General features: G+C 64.1%; 20 protein-coding genes, 2 tRNA genes and 1 pseudogene. 8 read left to right on the forward strand and 15 right to left on the reverse strand.

From position 1 onward, the window contains the following. Positions 1–104 precede the first annotated feature (104 nt). Together NKJ18_RS32235 and NKJ18_RS32240 are read right to left on the reverse strand one after the other, a co-directional pair. A tRNA-Arg gene (locus NKJ18_RS32235) sits at positions 105–181 on the reverse strand. A gap of 60 nt (positions 182–241) precedes the next feature. Beyond that, positions 242–547, reverse strand: a complete 306-nt coding sequence (locus tag NKJ18_RS32240; RefSeq protein WP_023670294.1) for an ETC complex I subunit — start codon at positions 545–547, stop codon at positions 242–244. Positions 548–720: 173 nt separating this feature from the next. Between NKJ18_RS32240 and NKJ18_RS32245 the strand changes: the two genes are divergently transcribed. From NKJ18_RS32245 to NKJ18_RS32260, 4 genes are all read left to right on the forward strand, one after another. Further along, complete coding sequence (locus NKJ18_RS32245; protein ID WP_352761515.1) at positions 721–1,905, forward strand: flavin-containing monooxygenase; 1,185 nt, start codon at positions 721–723, stop codon at positions 1,903–1,905. 51 nt (positions 1,906–1,956) lie between these two features. Further along, positions 1,957–2,033: transfer RNA gene (locus NKJ18_RS32250), tRNA-Pro, on the forward strand. A 177-nt stretch (positions 2,034–2,210) separates the two neighbouring features. Next, complete coding sequence (locus NKJ18_RS32255) at positions 2,211–2,522, forward strand: hypothetical protein (protein WP_023689055.1); 312 nt, start codon at positions 2,211–2,213, stop codon at positions 2,520–2,522. Positions 2,523–2,911: 389 nt separating this feature from the next. Further along, the gene (locus NKJ18_RS32260) at positions 2,912–3,172 is read left to right on the forward strand and encodes a hypothetical protein (RefSeq protein WP_023701878.1); all 261 of its coding nucleotides are present in this window, start codon (positions 2,912–2,914) and stop codon (positions 3,170–3,172) included. An 8-nt stretch (positions 3,173–3,180) separates the two neighbouring features. Here the strand turns inward: NKJ18_RS32260 and NKJ18_RS32265 are convergent, their stop codons facing one another. The 5 genes and pseudogenes from NKJ18_RS32265 to NKJ18_RS32285 form a co-directional block, all read right to left on the reverse strand. Further along, a complete protein-coding gene (locus tag NKJ18_RS32265) occupies positions 3,181–3,564 on the reverse strand; it encodes a type II toxin-antitoxin system VapC family toxin (RefSeq protein WP_023819147.1) in 384 nt (127 codons plus the stop codon). Continuing rightward, the gene (locus NKJ18_RS32270; RefSeq protein WP_023711889.1) at positions 3,561–3,818 is read right to left on the reverse strand and encodes a type II toxin-antitoxin system Phd/YefM family antitoxin; all 258 of its coding nucleotides are present in this window, start codon (positions 3,816–3,818) and stop codon (positions 3,561–3,563) included. Before NKJ18_RS32270 ends, NKJ18_RS32265 begins: the two co-directional genes overlap by 4 nt. A gap of 320 nt (positions 3,819–4,138) precedes the next feature. Beyond that, positions 4,139–4,843, reverse strand: coding sequence for a DnaA regulatory inactivator HdaA (gene hdaA / locus NKJ18_RS32275; protein ID WP_023711890.1), 705 nt, complete (start codon positions 4,841–4,843; stop codon positions 4,139–4,141). A 2-nt stretch (positions 4,844–4,845) separates the two neighbouring features. Next, complete coding sequence (locus NKJ18_RS32280; protein ID WP_023705318.1) at positions 4,846–6,039, reverse strand: AI-2E family transporter; 1,194 nt, start codon at positions 6,037–6,039, stop codon at positions 4,846–4,848. Further along, positions 6,011–6,567: pseudogene (locus NKJ18_RS32285) on the reverse strand (CDP-alcohol phosphatidyltransferase family protein). Before NKJ18_RS32285 ends, NKJ18_RS32280 begins: the two are co-directional and overlap by 29 nt. A gap of 187 nt (positions 6,568–6,754) precedes the next feature. On the opposite strand from NKJ18_RS32285, the gene purM reads away from it, so the two are divergent. The 3 genes from purM to NKJ18_RS32300 are packed head-to-tail and all read left to right on the forward strand — an operon-like array spanning position 6,755 to position 9,069. Continuing rightward, a complete protein-coding gene (purM, locus tag NKJ18_RS32290) occupies positions 6,755–7,834 on the forward strand; it encodes a phosphoribosylformylglycinamidine cyclo-ligase (protein ID WP_023689059.1) in 1,080 nt (359 codons plus the stop codon). After that, the gene (gene purN / locus NKJ18_RS32295; protein ID WP_023689060.1) at positions 7,831–8,538 is read left to right on the forward strand and encodes a phosphoribosylglycinamide formyltransferase; all 708 of its coding nucleotides are present in this window, start codon (positions 7,831–7,833) and stop codon (positions 8,536–8,538) included. The genes purM and purN overlap by 4 nt, the downstream gene beginning before the upstream one ends. Positions 8,539–8,544: 6 nt before the next feature. After that, positions 8,545–9,069: a SixA phosphatase family protein gene (locus NKJ18_RS32300; protein WP_023705321.1), complete on the forward strand. Its 525-nt coding sequence runs from the start codon at positions 8,545–8,547 to the stop codon at positions 9,067–9,069. A 193-nt stretch (positions 9,070–9,262) separates the two neighbouring features. On the opposite strand, the gene NKJ18_RS32305 is transcribed toward NKJ18_RS32300, so the two are convergent. From NKJ18_RS32305 to NKJ18_RS32330, 6 genes are all read right to left on the reverse strand, one after another. Beyond that, positions 9,263–9,496, reverse strand: a complete 234-nt coding sequence (locus NKJ18_RS32305) for a DUF680 domain-containing protein (RefSeq protein WP_023689062.1) — start codon at positions 9,494–9,496, stop codon at positions 9,263–9,265. A 237-nt stretch (positions 9,497–9,733) separates the two neighbouring features. Next, entirely contained in the window at positions 9,734–10,507 is a 774-nt protein-coding gene (gene dapB / locus NKJ18_RS32310; protein WP_352761517.1) for a 4-hydroxy-tetrahydrodipicolinate reductase, read from the reverse strand. A gap of 63 nt (positions 10,508–10,570) precedes the next feature. Then, positions 10,571–11,374, reverse strand: coding sequence for an agmatinase (gene speB / locus NKJ18_RS32315; protein WP_023693928.1), 804 nt, complete (start codon positions 11,372–11,374; stop codon positions 10,571–10,573). Between the two features lie 96 nt (positions 11,375–11,470). Then, positions 11,471–12,643 (reverse strand): amidohydrolase, encoded by a 1,173-nt coding sequence (locus tag NKJ18_RS32320; protein WP_023695555.1) that lies wholly within the window; start codon positions 12,641–12,643, stop codon positions 11,471–11,473. A gap of 12 nt (positions 12,644–12,655) precedes the next feature. Continuing rightward, positions 12,656–13,882, reverse strand: coding sequence for a Zn-dependent hydrolase (locus tag NKJ18_RS32325; protein ID WP_352761520.1), 1,227 nt, complete (start codon positions 13,880–13,882; stop codon positions 12,656–12,658). Positions 13,883–13,884: 2 nt separating this feature from the next. After that, the gene (locus NKJ18_RS32330; protein WP_023752542.1) at positions 13,885–15,087 is read right to left on the reverse strand and encodes a diaminopropionate ammonia-lyase; all 1,203 of its coding nucleotides are present in this window, start codon (positions 15,085–15,087) and stop codon (positions 13,885–13,887) included. A 103-nt stretch (positions 15,088–15,190) separates the two neighbouring features. Here NKJ18_RS32330 and NKJ18_RS32335 point away from each other — a divergent pair, with 103 nt between their 5' ends. After that, positions 15,191–15,667 carry an Lrp/AsnC family transcriptional regulator gene (locus NKJ18_RS32335; protein ID WP_023738646.1) on the forward strand — a complete coding sequence of 159 codons (477 nt, stop codon included), beginning with the start codon at positions 15,191–15,193 and terminating at the stop codon, positions 15,665–15,667. Positions 15,668–15,725: 58 nt separating this feature from the next. On the opposite strand, the gene NKJ18_RS32340 is transcribed toward NKJ18_RS32335, so the two are convergent. Together NKJ18_RS32340 and NKJ18_RS32345 are read right to left on the reverse strand one after the other, a co-directional pair. Beyond that, positions 15,726–17,834 carry a molybdopterin-containing oxidoreductase family protein gene (locus NKJ18_RS32340; RefSeq protein WP_352761524.1) on the reverse strand — a complete coding sequence of 703 codons (2,109 nt, stop codon included), beginning with the start codon at positions 17,832–17,834 and terminating at the stop codon, positions 15,726–15,728. A 249-nt stretch (positions 17,835–18,083) separates the two neighbouring features. Continuing rightward, positions 18,084–19,961 (reverse strand): ABC-F family ATP-binding cassette domain-containing protein, encoded by a 1,878-nt coding sequence (locus NKJ18_RS32345; RefSeq protein WP_352761527.1) that lies wholly within the window; start codon positions 19,959–19,961, stop codon positions 18,084–18,086. Positions 19,962–20,154 lie beyond the last annotated feature (193 nt).

Raw genomic sequence — 20,154 nt, forward strand, 5'->3', positions numbered from 1 at the left:
GACATGCAGGCTCGAACCACTCCAAAACCCCTTCGGGCCAAAAGTGTTACCCATGTCTCCGATATAAACCGTAACCTATGTGTCCGGAATGGACCATGAAAAATTGGCGATCCCGACAGGATTCGAACCTGTGACCATCGGCTTAGAAGGCCGGTGCTCTATCCAGCTGAGCTACGGGACCGCTGGCCGGCATTCGACATCTTGGCCGGCTGGTGTCTATGTGCCAGGCGCTGACCGCCGGTCAATGCGTCCAGGGTATCCTGCGGTCATAGCGGAAATTTTCCGCATAGGAAATCTGCCGGCGCTTGGTCTCTTTCGGCTCCTCGACACGGAAGGCCAGCCCCTGCTTTTCGGCATAGGCCACCGCTTCTTCCCTGGTGTCGAAGGTCAGCCTGATCTGGCTCAGCATGTCGCCCGATGTGGTGTAGCCCATCAGCGGGTCGATCTTCTTGCGTTGGGCGGGATCGAATTCCAGCACCCAATGGCCGGTCTTGGCCTTGCCGGACTGCATCGCGGTTTTGGCTGGGCTGAAAATTCGCGCGGACATGGGCACCTCGTAGCTGCGTTGGCGGTAGCGCCGCCTTATTTCAGTCAATACTGTGCAACACTGCCGACGGCAAGGCCGAAGCGGCCTGCAACCAGGCCGCTTCGGCAGCGGCATAGGCTGGATACACTGGCGTAGCATCAAAAGTCATGGTCATGATGGCGACACAAAGAGGCATGGACGCAGGGATTTTGCACGCCGAGGCCGACAGCCAAGCGATTTTCGACGGCGCGATCGTGATCGGCGCCGGGGCAGCCGGCTTGACCGCAGCCCATGCGCTGCTCAAGACCGGCGTGCCGGTGATGGTGTTGGAAAAGGAAGCCCGGCTGGCCGAGCCATGGCACGGGCGGCACGAGCGACTGCATCTCAACACGCATCGCGACCTTTCGGCGCTGCCGGGCGTTTCCTTTCCTGCCGGCACCCCTGCCTTTCCGCACCGAAACACCATCATCGGCCATTTGAACGAATTCCACGCCATGCACCGGCTGCCGGTCGAGTTCGGCATTGCGGTCGAGGAGATAGGCTTCGAGGGCGACCACTGGCTTGTGCGGACCAGTGCCGGGCCGCGGCTGGCGCGCCATGTCGTCATCGCCACCGGGCGCGACCGGCAGCCCTTCATTCCGGCCTGGAAAGGCATGAAGGCCTTTGCCGGACGCATCATCCATTCGGCCGCATTCGGCGACGCCAAGGCCTATGCGGGCAAGAAAGTGCTGGTCGTCGGCGCCGGCAATTCCGGCTTCGACGTGCTCAATCACCTGGCGGCAGCCGGCACCGGACAGATCTGGCTGTCGGCGCGCAACGGTCCGGCACTGCTGCCCAAGCGCCTCGGCCAGATCGCCGTCCACCGGTTTTCGCCGATCCTGGCGCGGCTGCCGTTCAAGCTCGCCGATGCGGTGATGGCGGCGACGCAGCGGTGGGCCTTCGGCGACCTCACGGCCTACGGCCTGCCGCCGACGCCTTCGGGCGGCGCAAGCCGGCTGGCGTCGGATTATACCGCCATCGCCACCGATGACGGCGCCGTCGATGCCATCAAGGACGGCAGGATCATCGTCTTGCCAACCGTGCGGGAATTTACCCGCGACACGGTCGTTTTCGACGATGGCGCGACGATCCAGCCGGATATCGTCATCGCCGCGACCGGCTACCGCACCGGGCTCGAGGCCATGCTGGGCAAGCTCGGCGTGCTCGACGAAAAGGGCGTGCCGCTGTTCAACGGCGCCGACAGCGACCCGAGACTGCCGGGCCTGTGGTTCACCGGCATGCGGCCAAGCATCCGCGGCTGCTTCGCCAATGCCCGCATCCAGGCCAAAGCGATCGCAGCCAGGATTGCACGGGAGCGCAGACCGCCAAGCCCCGTTTGATGTTTTAGGGGTTGCGCGACAGGGTCTGGAACCGTATACGCCGCAGGGCCTCGGAGTGTAGCGCAGCCTGGTAGCGCATCTGGTTTGGGACCAGAGGGTCGGGAGTTCGAATCTCTCCACTCCGACCATTTTTTCCCACAAAGCCAGTCCTTGCCCAAGGTCACTCCCAAGGTCGCCAATGGCTGCCTCGCCGGTAGCGCATGGCGGCACGCATTGCCCAAGCAGCAGCCGCTCGCCGATCGGACCCTACATTGGAACACCAGTTCGCTCCGAGAGTTGTGTATGTTCAACCCAAGGAGCCAACAATGAAAACCCTTCTCATCGCCTCGATGATCGCGTTCGCCGGAACGGCGGCTTTGATCGCACCGGCGCAAGCCGCCAGTCTGACTATCCAGTCCGATGACGACGATCAATATTCGTCCGACGATGGCGATATACAGATTCTTCGCCATCACCAGCGCCACAAAGACTATAGCGACGACTATGGCGACGACTACAGCGACAACCAGGATGGCCAATGGCGGCGCCACCATCGCCATCACCGCTGCCATATCGAACTGGTCAGGCACTGGCGCCATCACCACAGGGTCGTCGAAGAGGTCAGGGTCTGCGGCTGATCCGATCGCTTTAGACCTGCTCCGGCCGGGTTGGCGGCCGGAGCACCAATCTGACCTAAAGCGCGTCGCTTTGAACGGACTCACGCGACGCGCTTGAGGTCTTGTTTGATGCATGTTTGATGCATGCGGTTCTCTCAAAACCGGGGCCACTTGAGCGACATGCATCAGGCGCCCGTGTCATCGAACAGCATCCCTTCGGCGGGTTTGGCTAAAAATCGACGCAGGGATAATCCCCTCGCTTCCACTTCTATCGCCGGTCTAAAAGCGCGTCGCGCTGAAACGTATCCAGGCGACGCGCTTTGATTTTTGTTTTGATGCATGTCGTTCTCTCAAAACCGGGACCACTTTTGAGCGACATGCATTAGACTCCGGGCAAGGGGAGATTCTGGATGCTTGGTCTCGAGGCATGGCTTTCGCTGATTGGCCCTGCCTACTTCGCTTACATCGGCATCACGGTTCCGTTCGTCGTCGTCTGGGCCATTATCTGTGCGGCCCTGTGGATCTGGAACAACCGGCCGAGCAAGAGGCAAGGCCCTCCCCGCTCGTGGCCCGCCAGCGTGCTGTTCTTTGTCGTCGTTGCCGCGTGCTACGTGGCAGCGCATACGGTGGTCTATCTGCTGGTCCGGTATCTGGCGGCGTTGTGGGCATAAACGTAGCTCTATAGAGCGCTCTCGATATCGGTCTTCGAAAAATCGTCGCCAACATAGAGTAAGCGGCAGGCTCGATCCTTTGCCACTTCATAGGCAAAGCAATCGCCGAAATTGAGCCCGGCCGGATGAATACCCTTGCCCCATCGCCCATACGCCTCGGCTATGCGTCGGCCAGAGGCTGGTGTCACCGCCGTGACCTCGAAGCCGAGCCCGTCGATCAGGCCGGCCATTTCCTCACCGACATTGCGCCTATCCGCCACGATCAGCGCCTCGGCCACTGTGCCAGCCGAGATCAAAATATCGTCTTCGGCTTCCAGCGCCGCAATGCAGGCACTGGATTGAGGTTCGGCAAGAACGATCGCCATCAGGGCCGAGGTATCGACCACGATCATTCGGGCAGGCCATCAGCGCCATAGAGGAAATCCTGGCTCCGCGCGGCATCCGACCCGGCCTTTGCCTTGGCAGCGCCGGATGCTCGCATTGCCTCCAGCAATGCCCGGCGGCCTTTCCTGTCAGGGGCAGCCTTCACGGGAACAAGGCGCACGGCTGCATGACCATGGCGGGTCAGGATAATTTCATCCCCAGCCTCGGCACGACGCACCAGTTCGGTGAGCTGCCCCTTGGCGTCTGTAACGGATACCTGCATTGACCGCTCCTTTATGGACCATGCTCTGGTCCATATCCAAAAAGTAGACCATCTAATGGTCCATTTCAATGCAGGACGATGAGATCTTGCGGCTTGGTGAAGTCTGAATGACAGCTGGCGCGCAATCGTAGGCCTTGCGGCGATTCTATCTGAAGGTAAGCTCGCCGGGCGAGAACCCCAATCATCACTCCCGGCGAGCCTACAACCCGATCAGGAACGCGATCAGGACCGGGGTCAGCCGGCAAACGCAGTGTTGCAAGATGGATGCCAGAGGTTTCTTCTCGAAATGGGACAGGAGCGGAGTCTTCTCCTTCCACTGCCTAAACCTCGAACTCGCCCTGCCCTTCATCCATGGCGCTGACGATCTCGGCGGCGAGCGCCCTGGTGATCGGCGTCTTGCGCTCGAGCGCCGTGCGGTCGAGGCGTTCGACCACGCGCATGGCGGTGGCCAGCGAGCGCTCGATGCGGCGCACCAGATATTGCACGACATGCGGCTCGACCTCGACCTGGCGGTCGGCGAAGAGTTTGGCGATGACACCGGCCAGAAGCAAATCGTCCGGCTCATGGATCTCGACGGTTGCCGCCGCCTTCAGCCGCGAGGCAAGATCGGGCAACGTCACCCTCCAGGCGGCGGGGAAGCGCCGCGCCGTCAACAGCAAGGTGGCCCCGGCGCCGCGCACTTCATTGATGAGATGGAACAGGCCCGCCTCGTCGATGGCTGTCTTGTCGACATCGTCGATCAGCGCGGGCCTGCCGCCAAGCCCGGTGATGGCATTGCCGATGCGCTGGGCATCGACCGCCACAGCGTTGGCCCGCGCCTGCCAGATCGAGCCCAGATGTGTCTTGCCGGAACCGGCCGGGCCAGCGAGCACGATCACCGGCGACGGCCAGTCCGGCCAGCGATCGACAAGGGCTGCCGCCTCGCGGTTGGTGGCCGACACCACCAGTTCGTCGCGCGAGTAGCCGGTGCCGTGGCCAAGGTCGAGCGGCAGTTGGCGCGGCGGTTCGGTCTTATGATCCGTCACGTTCAGCCGCGCGGCGACCGGTGCCCGCCGCCGCGAGCGGCGGGCAGCGGCGGGACGGGCTCGGTGGAGTGTCCCTTGTAGAGCGGCGATTCGAGATAGCGGGCAATGGCAAAGCGCACCAGCACGGCAACCGCCGCCGAAGCAGGAACGGCGATCAAAAGGCCGACGAAGCCGAACAGGGCGCCGAAAGCGAACAGCGCAAACATCAGCCAGACCGGGTGCAGGCCGACGCTTTTTCCGACCAATCTGGGCTGCAGGATGTTGCCTTCGATGAACTGGCCGATGAAGAACACCACGGCGACAGCAACGATCATGGTCCAGTCCGGCCAGAACTGGACGAAGGCGACGCCGACGGCCAGGACCAGTCCGGTCAGCGAGCCGACATAAGGGATGAACGAGATCAGCCCGGCGAAGAGGCCGATGAGGATGGCGAAATTCAGCCCGGTCAGCGTCAGGCCGGTGGCATACATGCCGCCGAGCACCAGGCACAGCGTGCCCTGGCCGCGCACGAAGCCGGCGGTCGCGGTGTTGATGTCCCTGGAGATCGCCCTGACCGTCCCGACATAATCGCGCGGCACCCAGCTGTCGACGACCGCCACCATGCGATCCCAGTCGAGCAGCATGTAGAAAGCGACAACCGGAGTGACCACGAACAGGCTGACCACCGACACCAGAGCAACGCCGGAACTCCAGATCGAGGTGAAGACGGTGCTCAGCAGGCCGAAACCGGAAGTGAGCAGCGAATTCAGCCCGTCGCGCAGGCCATTGGCATTGACGCCGAATTTCTGCTCCAGCCATTTCGGATCGAAGCTGGTGATCAGCGACTGCAGCCGGGTCAGATATTCCGGCAGCTTGCTGGCGAAATCGGCCATCTGCGTGGCCAGTACCGGAACCAGGATGACGAAGGCCAGCACCAAAAGGACGATGAAGGCAATCAGGATGACCACCGTCGCCATCAGCCGGGAGAGGCCGAGGCGTTGCAGCCGGTCGGCGACCGGGTCGAGAAAATAGGCCAGCACCATGCCGGCAACGAACGGCAACAGGATGCTGGAAAAAATGTAGAGGAACAGCGCCAGGAAGATTGCCGTGCCCAGCCAGAAGAAAATCTGGCGGCGAAACGCCAGGGACGCAGCCGCCTCTGCCAGCGCGGCAGTCGCGGCATTCTTGTCAACTACCCGGGGTGGAGCCTTCGCCATAGCCGCTCATATGCCTCAGCCAAGCCACGAGATAGGCCGCGGCCGAAGCCACGGTCAAGACCCCGGACAGCAATATGAGCGCAGGCCTGAGCGGGTCGAGGTGGAGGCCAAGGGCAAGTTCGCCCAGCACCACGGCGCCAGCACGATCTGGGCGGCGGTGTTGGCCTTCGACACATAGAGCGGCTTCATCTCGACCGGATGCGCCATGACCGTGGACAAGAGCACGGCGCAGATGATCAGCGCATCGCGTGACACCATGGTCACCACCAGCCACAGCGGCAATTTCCCGATGAAGCCCATGACCACGAACACCGAGACCAGAAGCACCTTGTCGGCCATCGGATCGAGATAGGCGCCTAGTCTCGATTGCTGGTTGAAGCGGCGGGCGATGAAGCCGTCGACGCCATCGGAAATGCCTGCAACGAGAAAGCCGGCAAAGGCCCAGTCCCAGCGCATGTTCAGCATCGCCAGTACGACGGCCGGAACCAGCACGAAGCGCAGGATGGTGATGAGGTTGGGAATGGTCAAAGGCATGTCCCGCCATGCTTATTCTGCAGATAGATGATGGAGTTGGATTGTGGGTGCAAGGACCAGCGGTGAAGGGGCGACTGTCCACGTATTTATCTTGGGCAAAAGCCCGGTATCCTGTCGTCATCCTTGCCCCCCGAAACCATTCATGCGAAGAGCCGCCGAGGGAAACAGGGATGCGCCGACGATGAGCAAGGGCGACCGGGCCAAGCGCAAGAACGGGCTCACCTATGCCGAGGCGGGCGTCGACATCGATGCCGGCAACCTCATGGTCGAGAAGATCAAGCCGCTGGTGCGCGCGACGCGCCGGCCGGGCGCCGATGGCGAGATCGGCGGTTTTGGCGGCCTGTTCGACCTCAAGGCGGCGGGTTTCACGGATCCGGTGCTGGTTGCCGCCAATGACGGCGTCGGCACCAAGCTGAAGATCGCCATCGATGCCGGCAAGCACGACACGATCGGCATCGACCTCGTCGCCATGTGCGTCAACGACATCGTCGTGCAGGGCGCCGAGCCACTGTTCTTCCTCGACTATTTCGCCACCGGCAAGCTCGACCCCGACCAGGGGGCGGCAATCGTCGGCGGCATAGCAATCGGCTGCCGACAGGCCGGCTGCGCGCTGATCGGCGGCGAGACGGCCGAAATGCCCGGCATGTATCACGACAAGGATTACGACCTGGCCGGTTTCGCCGTCGGTGCTGCCGAACGCGGCCAGTTGCTGCCGACCGACGATATCGTCGAAGGCGACGTGCTGCTTGGCCTGGCTTCCTCGGGCCTGCATTCGAATGGCTTTTCGCTGGTGCGCCGCATCGTTGGCGTCAGCGGTCTTGCCTGGGGCGATCCGGCGCCGTTCAACGATGAGGCGACGCTGGCAGAGGCGCTGCTCGAGCCGACCCGCATCTATGTGAAGTCGGTCCTCAAAGCGATCCGTGGCACGCACGGCATCAAGGCGCTGGCCCACATCACCGGCGGCGGTTTCCCCGAAAACATCCCGCGCGTCCTGCCAAAGGACTTTTCCGCAGAGCTCGATCTCAATGCCATCGATGTGCCGCAGGTGTTTTCCTGGCTGGCGAAGACTGGCGGCGTGGCGCCGGAGGAGATGATGCGCACCTTCAACTGCGGTATCGGCATGATCCTCGTCGTCGCCTCCGGCCAGGCCGCACAGGTCGCAGCCGTGCTGCAGGAGGCCGGCGAGACGGTGACGCCGATCGGCCGCATCGTGCCGCGCCGCGACGCCGGCGTTATCTATCGGGGCTCGATCGGCCTATGAGCAGGAAACGCACGGTTGTTTTGATCTCGGGACGCGGCTCGAACATGACGGCGCTAATCGCGGCGGCGAGCGACCCGGCCTATCCCGCCGAGATCGTTGGCGTCATTTCCGACCGGGCCAACGCCGCCGGCCTCGGCATCGCGGCCGCGCGCGGTATCCCGACCAAGGTCATCGTGCGCGCCGACCATGCCAGCAAGGAAGCCCATGATGCGGCGATCGACGCCGCGCTGATTGCGTTCAATGCCGAGATCGTGGCGCTGGCCGGCTATCTGCGCATTCTCTCCCGCGGCCTGGTCGAGAAGTGGCAAGGGCGCATGCTCAACATCCACCCTGCCCTGCTGCCGGCCTTCAAAGGGCTCGATACGCATGCGCGCGCCCTGCGCGCCGGCATTCGCATTCATGGCTGCACGGTGCATTTCGTCACATCAGAGATGGATGACGGCCCGATCATCGCGCAGGCAGCGGTGCCGGTGATGGTCGGCGACAACGAAGACACGCTGGCCGCCAGAGTGCTGAAGGCCGAGCACCGGCTTTATGCGCTGGCACTCGGGCTGGTCGCCGACGGCAAGGCGCACATGGAAGGCGGCCGCACCGTGCTGGCGCATTTCGCCGACGATGCCGAAAACGGAACTTCCGTGGTGATGGCGCCCGACCCGCTGCGCGAAGAACGCGATCTCGAACATCTGGCGCGGATCACGCCGTAGGCCGACATGGCGACACCGAGACAATTGCTCCTGCTGCGCCACGCCAAGTCGAGCTGGGACGACCCGGCGCTTGCTGATTTCGACCGGCCGCTCGGGCCGCGCGGGCTGAAGACGGCGCCGCTGATGGGGCGCGAACTGGCCCGGCGCAGTTGGCTGCCTGACCTGGCGCTGGTGTCGCCGGCGCTGCGTACGCGCGAGACATGGCGGCTGGTCTCGGCGGAACTGTCGGCGAGCGTAACGGTGGAGTTCGCCGAGGCGCTTTTCGAAGCCACGGCTGGCGACATTCTGGCCGAGCTGCAGCAGGCAGTCGCATCGGCTAGCTGTCTCCTGGTGCTCGGCCATAATCCCGGCCTGGAGGACTTTGCCCGCCGGCTCGCCGGTCCGCGATCGGGTGTGGCTGCTCTCAGGAAACTTGAAGAGAAATTCCCGACCGGCGCCCTTGCCCGCTTTGTCATCGACGGCGACTGGGCGGATCTCGGCTTCGGCGCGGCCCGGTTGACGCATTGCATCAAGCCGAAGGATCTAAGCTAGACCAAGCTGCCTAACGGGCTAGCCGCAGGTGACAGCCGCAAACCGTGTTTTGAAAAGACCACGGTCAAACAAGGAGATAGGACCAATTGCTGGCGGATTGATTCAAGATCTTTGCGGCCCCGAGTCGATTGCATAAAAACAAGAGCGGTGGGCCGGGCCCACCGCTCTTTGTGGTCGTAGATTTCTCAGAAAATCAACGACCCCAGATGCCCTGGCCGGATTCCGGCTGGTTCGAGTCGCCCTTGATCGTGAAATCGCCGAGGCTGGCCGGCTTGCGGATCGAGGCGGTATAATTGTGATCGATGTTGCCGGCGGGCGCTGTTACAGCAGGCTGGTTGACGCTGTCGGAGCCGTAGTGGTCGCTGCCTGCGAAAGCGGTGCCGGTGGCAAGGAGGATGGCAGCAGCGGTAAGTGCGATCTTGGTCATTTCAGGTAATCCAGATTTTTCAGTTCTGTCCGTCAAGTGGCGTGCCTTGGGAGGAATTCGCGTCGCTCGGACCACCCCGAAATGGGTGTGCGTTGCTGCCATTGCCAATCACAAAAATGTGCGAACCGAACCGTTCGGTTCGGTCTAGGAAGGCGCGAAATGGCGTAGTTGTTGCTATATTCTATTCTCTATACGGCTCCGACCTCGCAACGCCCCTCGTTGCGTTACGCTTGCATCTCAAAAGGTCGTGAAGCCCAGTACGTCGCGCATGTCGTATTCGCGGGGCGGCCGGACGGCGACCCAGCGTGCTGCCGCAATGGCGCCGCGCGCGAACATCGAGCGGTCGGCGGCCGAATGGGAAAGCGTGAGCGTCTCGCCCTCGGCCAGCAAGCTCACGCTGTGCTCGCCGACGATGCTGCCGCCGCGCAGCACGGCAAAGCCGATCTCGCCGGCAGGGCGTGGATCTGTAACGCCGTCGCGGATGCGTTTCGCCACATCGTCCAGCCTGACGCCATGTCCGCGAGCGGCCGCCTCGCCCAGCATCAGCGCCGTGCCCGACGGTGCGTCGACCTTCATGCGGTGATGCGCTTCCAGGATTTCGATGTCGGTGTCGGGACCAAGTGCTCGCGCCGCCTGCTCGACCAGCCCGGTCAGCATGCTGAGCCCGAGCGAGTAGCTGCCGGAGCGAACGATGGCGACGGACTTCGAAGCAGTAGCGATGGCAGCGAGATCGGCCGGCTCGAAGCCGGTCGAGCCGATGACCAGCGCCGGGCCGCCGCAGGCCGCGCAAGCTTGTGCAAGATCGACGGAGGCCGAAGGCGTGGTGAAATCGATGATGACATCGGCAAGCGCCAGTGCTTCGTCGCGTTCGACCAGCCCCTCGCCGGCGCTGCCCGGCCTGTGAAAGCGGGCGACGAGCGCCAGCCTGGGATCGGTCTCGACGGCCAGCGCCATCTCCCTGCCCATGCGGCCGAGCGCACCGGCTATGGCTATTTTCAATGGATGCGGCATGGCGGCTTTCACTGGAAATGCGAGTCGCAACAATGATCTACCATGCCGCCCTGCCAGATTGATTCAGCCGGCGCCATGCGTCTTGAGCATCATGCCGGCGATCTCCTTGACCAGCTTGGCGGCAACCAGCGCGGTGAGATTGGAGACGTCCTGGCTTGCATTGTATTCGACGACATCGGCGCCGACGATGGGCTGGTCGATCCGCTGGATCAGGTTGATCACTTGCCGGGTTGTAAGACCACCGGGTTCGCGGTGCGACACGCCGGGCGCACAAGCCGGGTCGAGGCCGTCGAGATCGACCGAGAGATAGACCGGCGTCTTGAGATCGAGCTGCAGATCCTCGCTGAAATGCCGCGCCTCGATCATTTCGACGCCGAAGCGCTTGAGCTGGTCACGAAGCTCATCATTGAGGGTGCGCGAGCCGATCTGGATCAGCCGGTCGGCCAGCCCCTCCTCCAGGATGCGCGCGAAGGACGAGGTGTGGGACCGCCTGTTGCCCTGATAGGCATCGTAGATGTCGGGATGGGCGTCGATCTGGACGATCGTTAGCCTGGCATGGCGGCGGCGCACGGCACGCAGCACCGGCCAGGCGATGGCATGATCGCCACCGAGGCTGATCAACGGGTGGCCGGCATCCAGCGCGCGGCCGACCTCGGCCTCGATCCGCTCCCATGGACCGCCGGCGCCTGAAAAGTCGATGTCGCCGTGGTCGACGAAACTGTCCGCCACATCGAAGCCGGTTTCGCTCCACGAGCTGTGCGCGTCGCTTTTGAGTTCCCGCCGGATCAGGGCCGGCGCTGCGGCCGCGCCTTTGAGATAGGACGAGTTCTCGTCATGCGGTATTCCCAGAAGCGAAACCCTGGTCATCGGCGTGCGATCTCCGGCAACAGGCAATCTCCCTAAACCCGGCAGCTGGCTGGCGATAGCAGTGCCGCTTGGGCCAGTTGCGAAGGCGATCAGGCGTCATTTCCCGATCGCGCCGCCCAGTCTTTGCCTGACGATCGCGATATGGAAATCCGTGCCATGCAACAGCCCGTCATCGTTGAAGTCGTAGCTGGAATTGTGCAGCGGCGGCGAGGTCTCGCCATTGCCGAGAAAGACGAAGCAGCCCGGTACGTGATCGAGGAAGCGGGCGAAATCCTCCGAGGCGGTCATCGGCTCCGCCGCGATGCTGGCGGCGCCATAGGCCAGCACGCGCCTTGCGGCGACAAAGGCCGCGTCCACCAGGTCGGCATCGTTCTGCAGCGGCACGAATTCCCTGCTATAGGTCACGTCGGCGGCGACATTGTAGGCAGCGGCGGTGCCTGCCGCGATGACCCGCATCTGGCGCTCGATCTCGGCGCTGACCTCGGGACGAAAACTGCGGGCGTCACCGAGGATGCGGGCGAGGCCGGGCAATGCGTTGCGGGTGCCGTCGGTGATCAGCTCGGTCACCGAAACCACCGAAATGTCGGCGGGACTCAGCCGGCGCGAGACGATGGTCTGCAGATTGGTGACCAGCGCGCAGGCGGCGACCAAGGTCTCGTTCCCGGAATGTGGCCGCGCCGCATGGCCGCCGATGCCCTTGAGCACGATCTCGAAATTGTCCTCCGCCGACATGAACGGGCCGGCACGGGTCTCGAAATGCCCGACGGGCAGGCCAGGCATGTTGTGCAGGCCAAAGATCTCGTCGAAGGGAAAGCGCTGCAGCAGCCCGTCGTCCAGCATCGCCAGCGCGCCCCTGCCCCATTCCTCGGCGGGCTGGAAGATGAAGCGCACGGTGCCGTCGAAACCGCCCTCGGCGGCCAGCAGCTTTGCCGCGCCGAGCAGCATGGTGGTGTGGCCGTCATGGCCGCAGGCATGCATGATGCCGGGGTTCTGCGAGCGATGGGCGGTCGCGGACTGCTCGGTGATGCGCAGCGCATCCATGTCGGCCCTGAGCGCAATCGCCCGGTTGCCGCTGCCGCGCTTCAATGTGCCGACGATGCCGGTGCCGCCGACCCCCTCTGCAACATCGTCCAGCCCGAATTCGCGCAGCTTCGCGGCGACAAAGGCAGCGGTGCGCTTTTCCTCAAAGCCGAACTCGGGGTGCGCGTGCAAATCGCGCCGCCAGCCGGTCATTTCCTGCTTCAGCACATCACGATCGAGCTCAGCCATTTTCTCCCCGACCTATCTTGCAAGCTCACTGGCGACATCAAGCAGGATGTTGGTGCCGGCGACAAGCTCGGCATCTTCAGTGTGTTCGCGCGGATTGTGGCTGATGCCACCGGCGCTCGGGACGAAGATCATTGCCGCCGGCGCGAGGCGGGCCATCATCTGCGCGTCATGGCCGGCGCCCGATGTCATGCGCCTGACGCCGAGACCGCGGTTCTTCGCGGCCGCCTCGATCCGTTCGACGATGCCGATGTCGAATAGCACCGGTTCGAAGCGGGCGAGCCGCTCGACCGAGATCGATACGTTCTCCAAAACCTCAAGCTCCTCGAGATAGGCAGCAAGGGCCGCCTCATGCGCCTGCAAGCGCTGTTCGTCGGGATCGCGCAGGTCGATGGTGAAGACGGCGCGCGCGGGAATGACGTTGATGGCGTTGGGTTCGAAGCGCATCGTGCCGACCGTGGCCACGGTTGGCCCATTTGAAGCCCTGGCCCGATCGTGCAGGAAGGTGATGATGCGGGCGGCGGCGTGGCCGGCGTCGCTGCGCATCGACATCGGCGTGGTGCCGGCATGGTTGGCGGCGCCGTCGATGGTGATGCGCTGCCAGGAAATGCCTTGCAAATTCTCGACCGCGCCGATCGGCACGCCTTCACGCTCCAGCACCGGCCCTTGCTCGATATGAAGTTCGAGATAGGCATGCGGCTTGAGGAAGCCGGGTTCGCGGTCGCCGGCATAGCCGATGCGGGCGAGCTCCTGGCCGAGCACGCTGCCATCCGTGCCGATGGCGGCCAGCACGGCCTCGGCGCTGACGCCACCGGCATGGCATAGCGAGCCCATCATGTCAGGCGTGTAGCGCACGCCTTCCTCATTGGTGAAAGCGGCGACCGCGACCGGGCGCGACGGCGAAAAGCCCGAAGCCTGCAGCGTCTCGATCACCTCCAGCCCGGCCAGCACGCCGTAGCAGCCATCATAGATGCCGGCATCGATAACGGTGTCGATATGCGAACCGATGAGCAGCGGCGCCTGCCCGGCATTGTCGGGGCTTTGCCAGATGCCGAAAATATTGCCGACCCGGTCGATGGCGACTTCCAGCCCGGCCTGCCTGAGCCAGCCGACAAAGAGGTCACGGCCCTGTCTGTCTGTGTCGGAGGCGGCGAGCCGGATCAGCCTATCCTCACTGTCGCGGCCAACGGCGCCGAGTTCCCGGATGCGGCCAAGCAGACGCTGTGCATCGATCCCGATCATGGCTATGCCTCGGCCTTCAGCTTGCCGGCCAGCACATCGGCGGGGCTCTGCCCGACCAGCTCGGTATAGCGATGCGGGTCTGTGGCGCCTTCGGTGTTGATCAGCAGCACGCGGGATTTGTCGTCGAGCCCGAGCGCGGCCTTGTGGTCGGCCACCGCCCGGATCAGCCCGGCCAGACCGACGCCGCCGCTTTCGCCGGCGACGATCACTGGATCATTGCCAGCCGGCCGTGCCAGCCGCCGCATCACCGCGACCGCCTCCTCCTCATCCACTGTCATGAAGGCATCGGCAACCCGCGCCAGAACGCGCCAGGCAACTTGCGAGGCCTCGTAGCATTCGAGCATCGCCATCACCGTCGGCTGATCGTGTGCGACCTTGACCACGTGGCCCGCCCGGGCGGCTGCGACAACGCAGGCGGCGCGGGCCGGCTCGACGACGATGAAGGTCGGCCTGGCGTCACCGAGCACGATGGCGAGATGGCCGGCCAGGGCGGCGGCAATACCGCCGACACCGGCCTGCACGAAGACATGGGTCGGCGGCTGCGGCAACTGGCCCAACGCTTCGCGCACGATCGCCGTATAGCCCTGCATGACCAGACCGGGGATGCGCTCGTAGCCCGGCCAGGAGGTGTCGGACACCACGGTCCAGCCTTGCTCCGCTGAAACCTCGGCGGCCTGCCTGACCGAGTCGTCATAATTGCCGTCGACGCGGATCATCTCGGCGCCATAGCGGGCTATTGCTGCAATGCGCGCCTCGCTGACGCCGGCGTGAACGAAGATTGCCGCTTTCGCGCCAACCAACTGTGCACCTTGCGCGACCGAGCGGCCATGATTGCCGTCGGTGGCGCAGGCAACCGTCATGCCGGCAGCGACCGCCCGGACGTCGAACCGGTTGAGATCGGCCACGTCGACGGGCCGATGAAGCGATCGGCTCGCCTCCTCCAGCACCAGTCGAAAAACGGCATAGGCGCCGCCGAGCGCCTTGAAACTGCCGAGACCGAGGCGAAAGCCTTCATCCTTGATGTGGACGGCGCCGAGGCCGAGTTCGCCGGCCAGCGTCGGCAATGCATGCAACGGAGTTGCCAGGTGATTGTCGCGATGGGCCAGAAACCGCTCGACCGTATCGGCGCCGGCGTTCCCCAGCGTTTCGGCATCGACCGGATCGAGCGGCCGGCGGTGCAAGGCATTGCTGTTGAGCAGGAACACGGGTGGCCTCCTTTGGGTGTGACGAAATCATATTGCAGCCGAGGCGCAAATAGCGCTGTTATTGGCGCTTCGAAATGCAAGTTTGTTTCGCCGGGATAGCGCTTTGCCTCGATCGCCTTCGCTCGACAGTTTCGACCTCGCCATCCTTGCCATCCTGCAGCGGGACAACACGACGCCGCAGCGGCTGATCGGCGAAGCCGTCAACCTGTCGGCGCCGGCGGTGCAGCGGCGCATCAAACGCATGGAACAGTCCGGCGTCATTGCCGGCAACGTCGCCGTCATCAACCCCGTTGTGGTCGGCCAGCCCATCACCATTTTCGTCGAGGTCGAACTGGAGAGCGAACGCTCGGACCTGATCGACGCGGCCAAGCGGCAATTCTCGGCAGAGCCCGAAGTGCAGCAATGCTACTACGTCACCGGCGAGGCCGACTTCATCCTAGTCATCACCGCGGCCGACATGGGGGCCTATGAGGCCCTGACGCGCAGACTGTTCTTCGACAGCAAGAATGTCCGAAAATTCCGCACCTTCGTTGCCATGGACCGTGTCAAGGTGGGGCTGACGGTGCCTCTGCCGGGATAGCCAGTCTCTTTTACGCAATTCCGGACGGAAAACCGCTCACACTTTTCCTGGAATTGCTTTAGCCCGCCGGCCGCAGCCAGACCTTGTTGTCGTGGAAGGCCGCACCGCCATAGGGCGCTGGTGCGTCGGCGCCGGTGAGCACATTGATGCCTTCGCCACGCTCATGGGCGCTGTTTGGCCAGATGCCCTCGGCGATCACCACGCCGCGCTTGAGGCCTTCGAACAGCTTTGCGTGCAGCACCACCTCGCCGCGCCGGTTGCCGACCTCGATACGGTCGCCGTCGCCCAAGCCAAGCGCGGCAGCGTCGTCCGGATGCACCAGGAGTTCCGGCCGGCCTTCCTTGGCTCTCGACACCGGTGTCTCGGCGAATGTCGAATTGAGAAAATTGCGCGCCGGCGATGTGGCGAGCCGGAACGGATGCTCGGCATCCGCGACCTCGATCAGGTCGACATGGTCGGGGAATTCCGGGAGCTCCGCCACCGGCCCGAACAGGCCCATGCTTTTCGGCGGCCGGTTGGGCGCCGCCTGCCCGCTCCAATTGGCGCGGAAATGGAATTTCTTGTCGGCATGGCCGAAACCATCGATGAAATGCGCCGCCTCGAAATCCGGCTGCAGGTCGACCCATTTGTCTTCCTTGAGGCTGGCGAAGGAGCCCAGCCCGCGCTTGCCCAGGATGATGTCGATATGCTGCTGCTCGGTCAGGCCAAAGCCCGGCCGGTCGGAGACGCCGAGACGCTGCGCCAATTGCTCGATGACGAAATGGTTGGTGCGCGGCCCTTCCGGCGGGTCGATCAGCTTGGGACCAAGCGTGATGTGCTGGTTGCCGCCGCCCTTGTAGACGTCGTCATGCTCGAGAAACATCGTTGCCGGCAAAACGACATCGGCGAGCTTTGCCGTGTCGGTCATGAACTGCTCGTGCACGCAGGTGAACAAGTCGTCACGCAGGAAACCCTGCTTCACCAGCCGCTGCTCGGGCGCGACATTCACCGGGTTGGTGTTCTGGATCAGCATCGCCGTCACCGGCGGGCCGCTATAGAGCGCGTCCGCTGCACCGGTCAGCACCGGGCCGATGCGCGACTGGTCGAGATGGCGAATATTGGGATCGCGCATCGCGGCGCCTTCCAGCACATCCTGGTTGAGCTTGAAGATGCCGGAATTGGAATGGAAGGCACCGCCACCCTCATATTGCCAGGCGCCCGTGACGGCGGCGATGCAGGATGCCGCGTGCATGTTGACCGCGCCGTTGCGCTGGCGGGCAAAGCCATAGCCGAGGCGGAAATAGGTTTTCCTCGTCGTGCCGACGAGGCGTGCGAAAGCCTCGATCTCGGTGACGGCAAGACCGGTGATGGCGGAAGCCCATTCCGGCGTGCGCGTCTCCAGATGCGCTTCCAGCCCCTTCGGATCGTCGGTGTATCTTTCGAGATAGGCGCGGTCGGCCATGCCTTCCCTGAACAGCACATGCATGACCGCGCAGGCCAGCGCGCCATCGGTGCCGGGCTTCAGCACAAGGCCTATATCGGCCTGCTTCATCGTCGCGTTCTCGTAGACATCGATGACGACGATCCTGGCGCCACGCTCCTTCCGCGCCTTGATGGCGTGGGTCATGACATTGACCTGCGTGACCACGGCATTGGTGCCCCAGATCACCACGCAGTCGGACTTCGCCATCTCGCGCGGATCGGGACCGCGCAAGGCGCCCGCTCCCATCATCCAGCCGGTCCAGGCCAGATTGGTGCAGATCGAGCCGAAGAAGCCGGAGTATTTTTTCGCATGGCGCAGCCGGTCGATGCCGTCGCGCTGCACCAGCCCCATCGTGCCGGCATAGAAATAAGGCCAGACGGTCTCGGAGCCGTATTTTTCCTCGGCCGCGATGAAGTTCTCGGCGACGACGTCGAGTGCCGCTTCCCAGCTGGATTCCTTCCAGACGCCGTCGCCCTTGGCGCCGGCGCGCATCAGCGGCTTCAGCAGTCGGTCCGGATGATGGACACGATCGGCATAGCGCGCGACCTTGGCGCAGACCACACCAGCCGTATACGTATTGGACTTGGCGCCATGGACACGGCCGATGCGGTTGCCATCGAGCAGTTCGACCTCGAGCGCGCAGGTCGAAGGGCAATCATGCGGACAGGCGGAGTGGCCGATTCTGAGCTTGGCGTGCTGGTTCATGCGGCGTTTTTAGCGGGTTTCGCGGGCGGCGTGTAGGGCCAGATCTTACCCTCCCCTTGATGGGGAGGGTCGGCGCGCAGCGACGGGGTGGGGTGCGGCGCGGGGGGGGCGCCCCCCCCGCCCCCACCCACCCCCCCCCCGGCGGGGGGGGGGCGCGCCCCCGCGCGCGGGGCGCGCCCCCCCCCGCGGCGCGGACCCCCACCCCGCTCCGCTTCGCGGATCGACCCTCCCCACAACGGGGGAGGGTAATCACTCCACCGTGCCTTCCTCATACTCGGCCGACATGGTTAGCCACTTCTCCTCGTGACCGGCAAGCTGCTGTGCCAGCTGCGAGCGCTCCTTGGCGAGCCGGGTCGCGGTCGACGGATCCTTTTCGTACACCGCCGGATTGGCGAGTTCGTCCTCGATCAGGTCGATGCGCTTGCGGATGCGGTCCATCAGCGCTTCGGTGGCGCGTATTTCCTTGGCCAGCGGCTCAAAGGCGGCGCGGCGCGCGGCTGCATCGCGGCGGCGATCGGCCTTTGATGCCTTCTCGGCCTCGCGCTTGCCGCGTCGGTCGCCGGACACGCCGGTGACCAGCGTCTTGTAGTCCTCAAGGTCGCCGTCATACGGGTTGACCGCCCCGTCCTTGACCAGCCACAGCCGGTCGGCGGTCGCTTCCAGCAGATGGCGGTCATGCGAGATCAGGATGACGGCGCCGGGAAACTCGTTCAATGCACGGATCAGCGATTCGCGACTGTCGATGTCGAGATGGTTGGTCGGCTCGTCGAGGATGAACAGGTTCGGGCCTTCGAAGGCCGACAGGCCCATCAGCAGGCGCGCCTTCTCGCCGCCGGACAGGTCCTTGGCGGCGGTGTTCATCTTCTCGGTGGTGAGACCGAACTGGGCGACGCGGCCACGTGCCTTGGATTCCGGCGCCTCCGGCATCAGCCGGCGGACATGCTCATAGGCGTTTTCATCAGGCCTGAGATCGTCGAGCTGATGCTGCGCGAAGATAGCCACTTTCAGGCCCGGCGCCACCGTCATGGTGCCGCTCTCCTGCTTCAACCGGCCCGACAGAAGCTTGGCGAAGGTCGACTTGCCGTTGCCGTTGGCGCCGAGCAGCGCGATGCGGTCGTCGGCATCGATGCGCAGCGTCATCTTCTTCAGGATCGGCTGGCCCTCGGTGTAGCCGACATTGACGTTGTTCAAGGCAATGATCGGCGACGCCACCGTTTTCACCGGCTCCGGGAAAGAGAACGGCCTCACCGTGTCGTTCACGATCGCCGCGATCGGCTTCATCTTCTCCAGCGCCTTGATGCGCGACTGCGCCTGTCTCGCCTTCGAAGCCTTGGCGCGGAAGCGTTCGACGAAGGACTCCATGTGTTTGCGCGCGGCTTCCTGCTTGACACGGCCCTTCTCCTGCAACTCCTTCTGCTCGGTGTACTGGCGCTCGAACTGGTCGTAGCCGCCGCGCCAGAAGGTCAGCTTCTTCTGGTCGAGATGAACGATGGAATTGACGGCGCGGTTGAGCAGGTCGCGATCGTGCGAAATCAGAAGCACCGTGTGCGGGTATTTCGAAACATAGTTTTCCAGCCACAGCGTGCCTTCGAGATCGAGATAGTTGGTCGGCTCGTCAAGCAGCAGAAGGTCGGGCTCGGCAAACAGCACGGCGGCAAGCGCGACGCGCATGCGCCAGCCGCCGGAGAAGGACGAGGCCGGGCGGCGCTGCGCGGCGTCGTCGAAGCCAAGGCCGGCGAGGATGGTGGCCGCGCGGGATTCCGCCGAATGCGCATCGATATCCGCCAGCCGCATATGGATGTCGGCAATGCGGTGCGCGTCGGTGGCGGTCTTTTCCTCCTCGAGCAATGCGGTGCGCTCGAGGTCGGCCTTGAGCACGATTTCGATCAGCGGCTCCTCGGTGCCGGGCGCTTCCTGCGCCACCTGGCCGATGCGGGTGTTCTTGGGCAGGCTTATCGAGCCGGTCTCGGAGGGAAAGTCGCCGGTGATGGCCTTGAACAGCGTCGTCTTGCCGGTGCCGTTGCGGCCGACGAGGCCGGCCTTGGTGCCGGCCGGCAAGGTCAGCGAGGCATGATCGAGAAGCAAGCGTCCGGCCATGCGGAGCGAAAGATCGTTGATGATAAGCATGCCGGGGCTTTTGCACGGGAGGGCGGCGCTTCGCAAGGGCCTGGGCGCTGGCGGGGGCATAAGGCATGAAGACGGCGCGCCGTAAGCGCGCCCGGCCATTGAAAAACCAAACGGGCGTTTAAAAAGCGGGCGGGGTGAGGCGGTGGGGGATATAAAAAAATGAAGCGGCCCCCGCAAGTAAGCGTGTTGATGA

The sequence above is a fragment of the Mesorhizobium sp. M0217 genome (assembly GCF_040321955.1).
Classification (GTDB): domain Bacteria; phylum Pseudomonadota; class Alphaproteobacteria; order Rhizobiales; family Rhizobiaceae; genus Mesorhizobium.

Coding starts and splice junctions, on each gene's coding strand:
- NKJ18_RS32240 (WP_023670294.1), bottom strand. CDS start 547: ATGTCCGCGCGAATTTTCAGCCCAGCCAAAACCGCGATGCAGTCCGGC.
- NKJ18_RS32245 (WP_352761515.1), top strand. CDS start 721: ATGGACGCAGGGATTTTGCACGCCGAGGCCGACAGCCAAGCGATTTTC.
- NKJ18_RS32255 (WP_023689055.1), top strand. CDS start 2,211: ATGAAAACCCTTCTCATCGCCTCGATGATCGCGTTCGCCGGAACGGCG.
- NKJ18_RS32260 (WP_023701878.1), top strand. CDS start 2,912: ATGCTTGGTCTCGAGGCATGGCTTTCGCTGATTGGCCCTGCCTACTTC.
- NKJ18_RS32265 (WP_023819147.1), bottom strand. CDS start 3,564: ATGATCGTGGTCGATACCTCGGCCCTGATGGCGATCGTTCTTGCCGAA.
- NKJ18_RS32270 (WP_023711889.1), bottom strand. CDS start 3,818: ATGCAGGTATCCGTTACAGACGCCAAGGGGCAGCTCACCGAACTGGTG.
- NKJ18_RS32280 (WP_023705318.1), bottom strand. CDS start 6,039: ATGGCGAAGGCTCCACCCCGGGTAGTTGACAAGAATGCCGCGACTGCC.
- purM (WP_023689059.1), top strand. CDS start 6,755: ATGAGCAAGGGCGACCGGGCCAAGCGCAAGAACGGGCTCACCTATGCC.
- purN (WP_023689060.1), top strand. CDS start 7,831: ATGAGCAGGAAACGCACGGTTGTTTTGATCTCGGGACGCGGCTCGAAC.
- NKJ18_RS32300 (WP_023705321.1), top strand. CDS start 8,545: ATGGCGACACCGAGACAATTGCTCCTGCTGCGCCACGCCAAGTCGAGC.
- NKJ18_RS32305 (WP_023689062.1), bottom strand. CDS start 9,496: ATGACCAAGATCGCACTTACCGCTGCTGCCATCCTCCTTGCCACCGGC.
- dapB (WP_352761517.1), bottom strand. CDS start 10,507: ATGCCGCATCCATTGAAAATAGCCATAGCCGGTGCGCTCGGCCGCATG.
- speB (WP_023693928.1), bottom strand. CDS start 11,374: ATGACCAGGGTTTCGCTTCTGGGAATACCGCATGACGAGAACTCGTCC.
- NKJ18_RS32320 (WP_023695555.1), bottom strand. CDS start 12,643: ATGGCTGAGCTCGATCGTGATGTGCTGAAGCAGGAAATGACCGGCTGG.
- NKJ18_RS32325 (WP_352761520.1), bottom strand. CDS start 13,882: ATGATCGGGATCGATGCACAGCGTCTGCTTGGCCGCATCCGGGAACTC.
- NKJ18_RS32340 (WP_352761524.1), bottom strand. CDS start 17,834: ATGAACCAGCACGCCAAGCTCAGAATCGGCCACTCCGCCTGTCCGCAT.
- NKJ18_RS32345 (WP_352761527.1), bottom strand. CDS start 19,961: ATGCTTATCATCAACGATCTTTCGCTCCGCATGGCCGGACGCTTGCTT.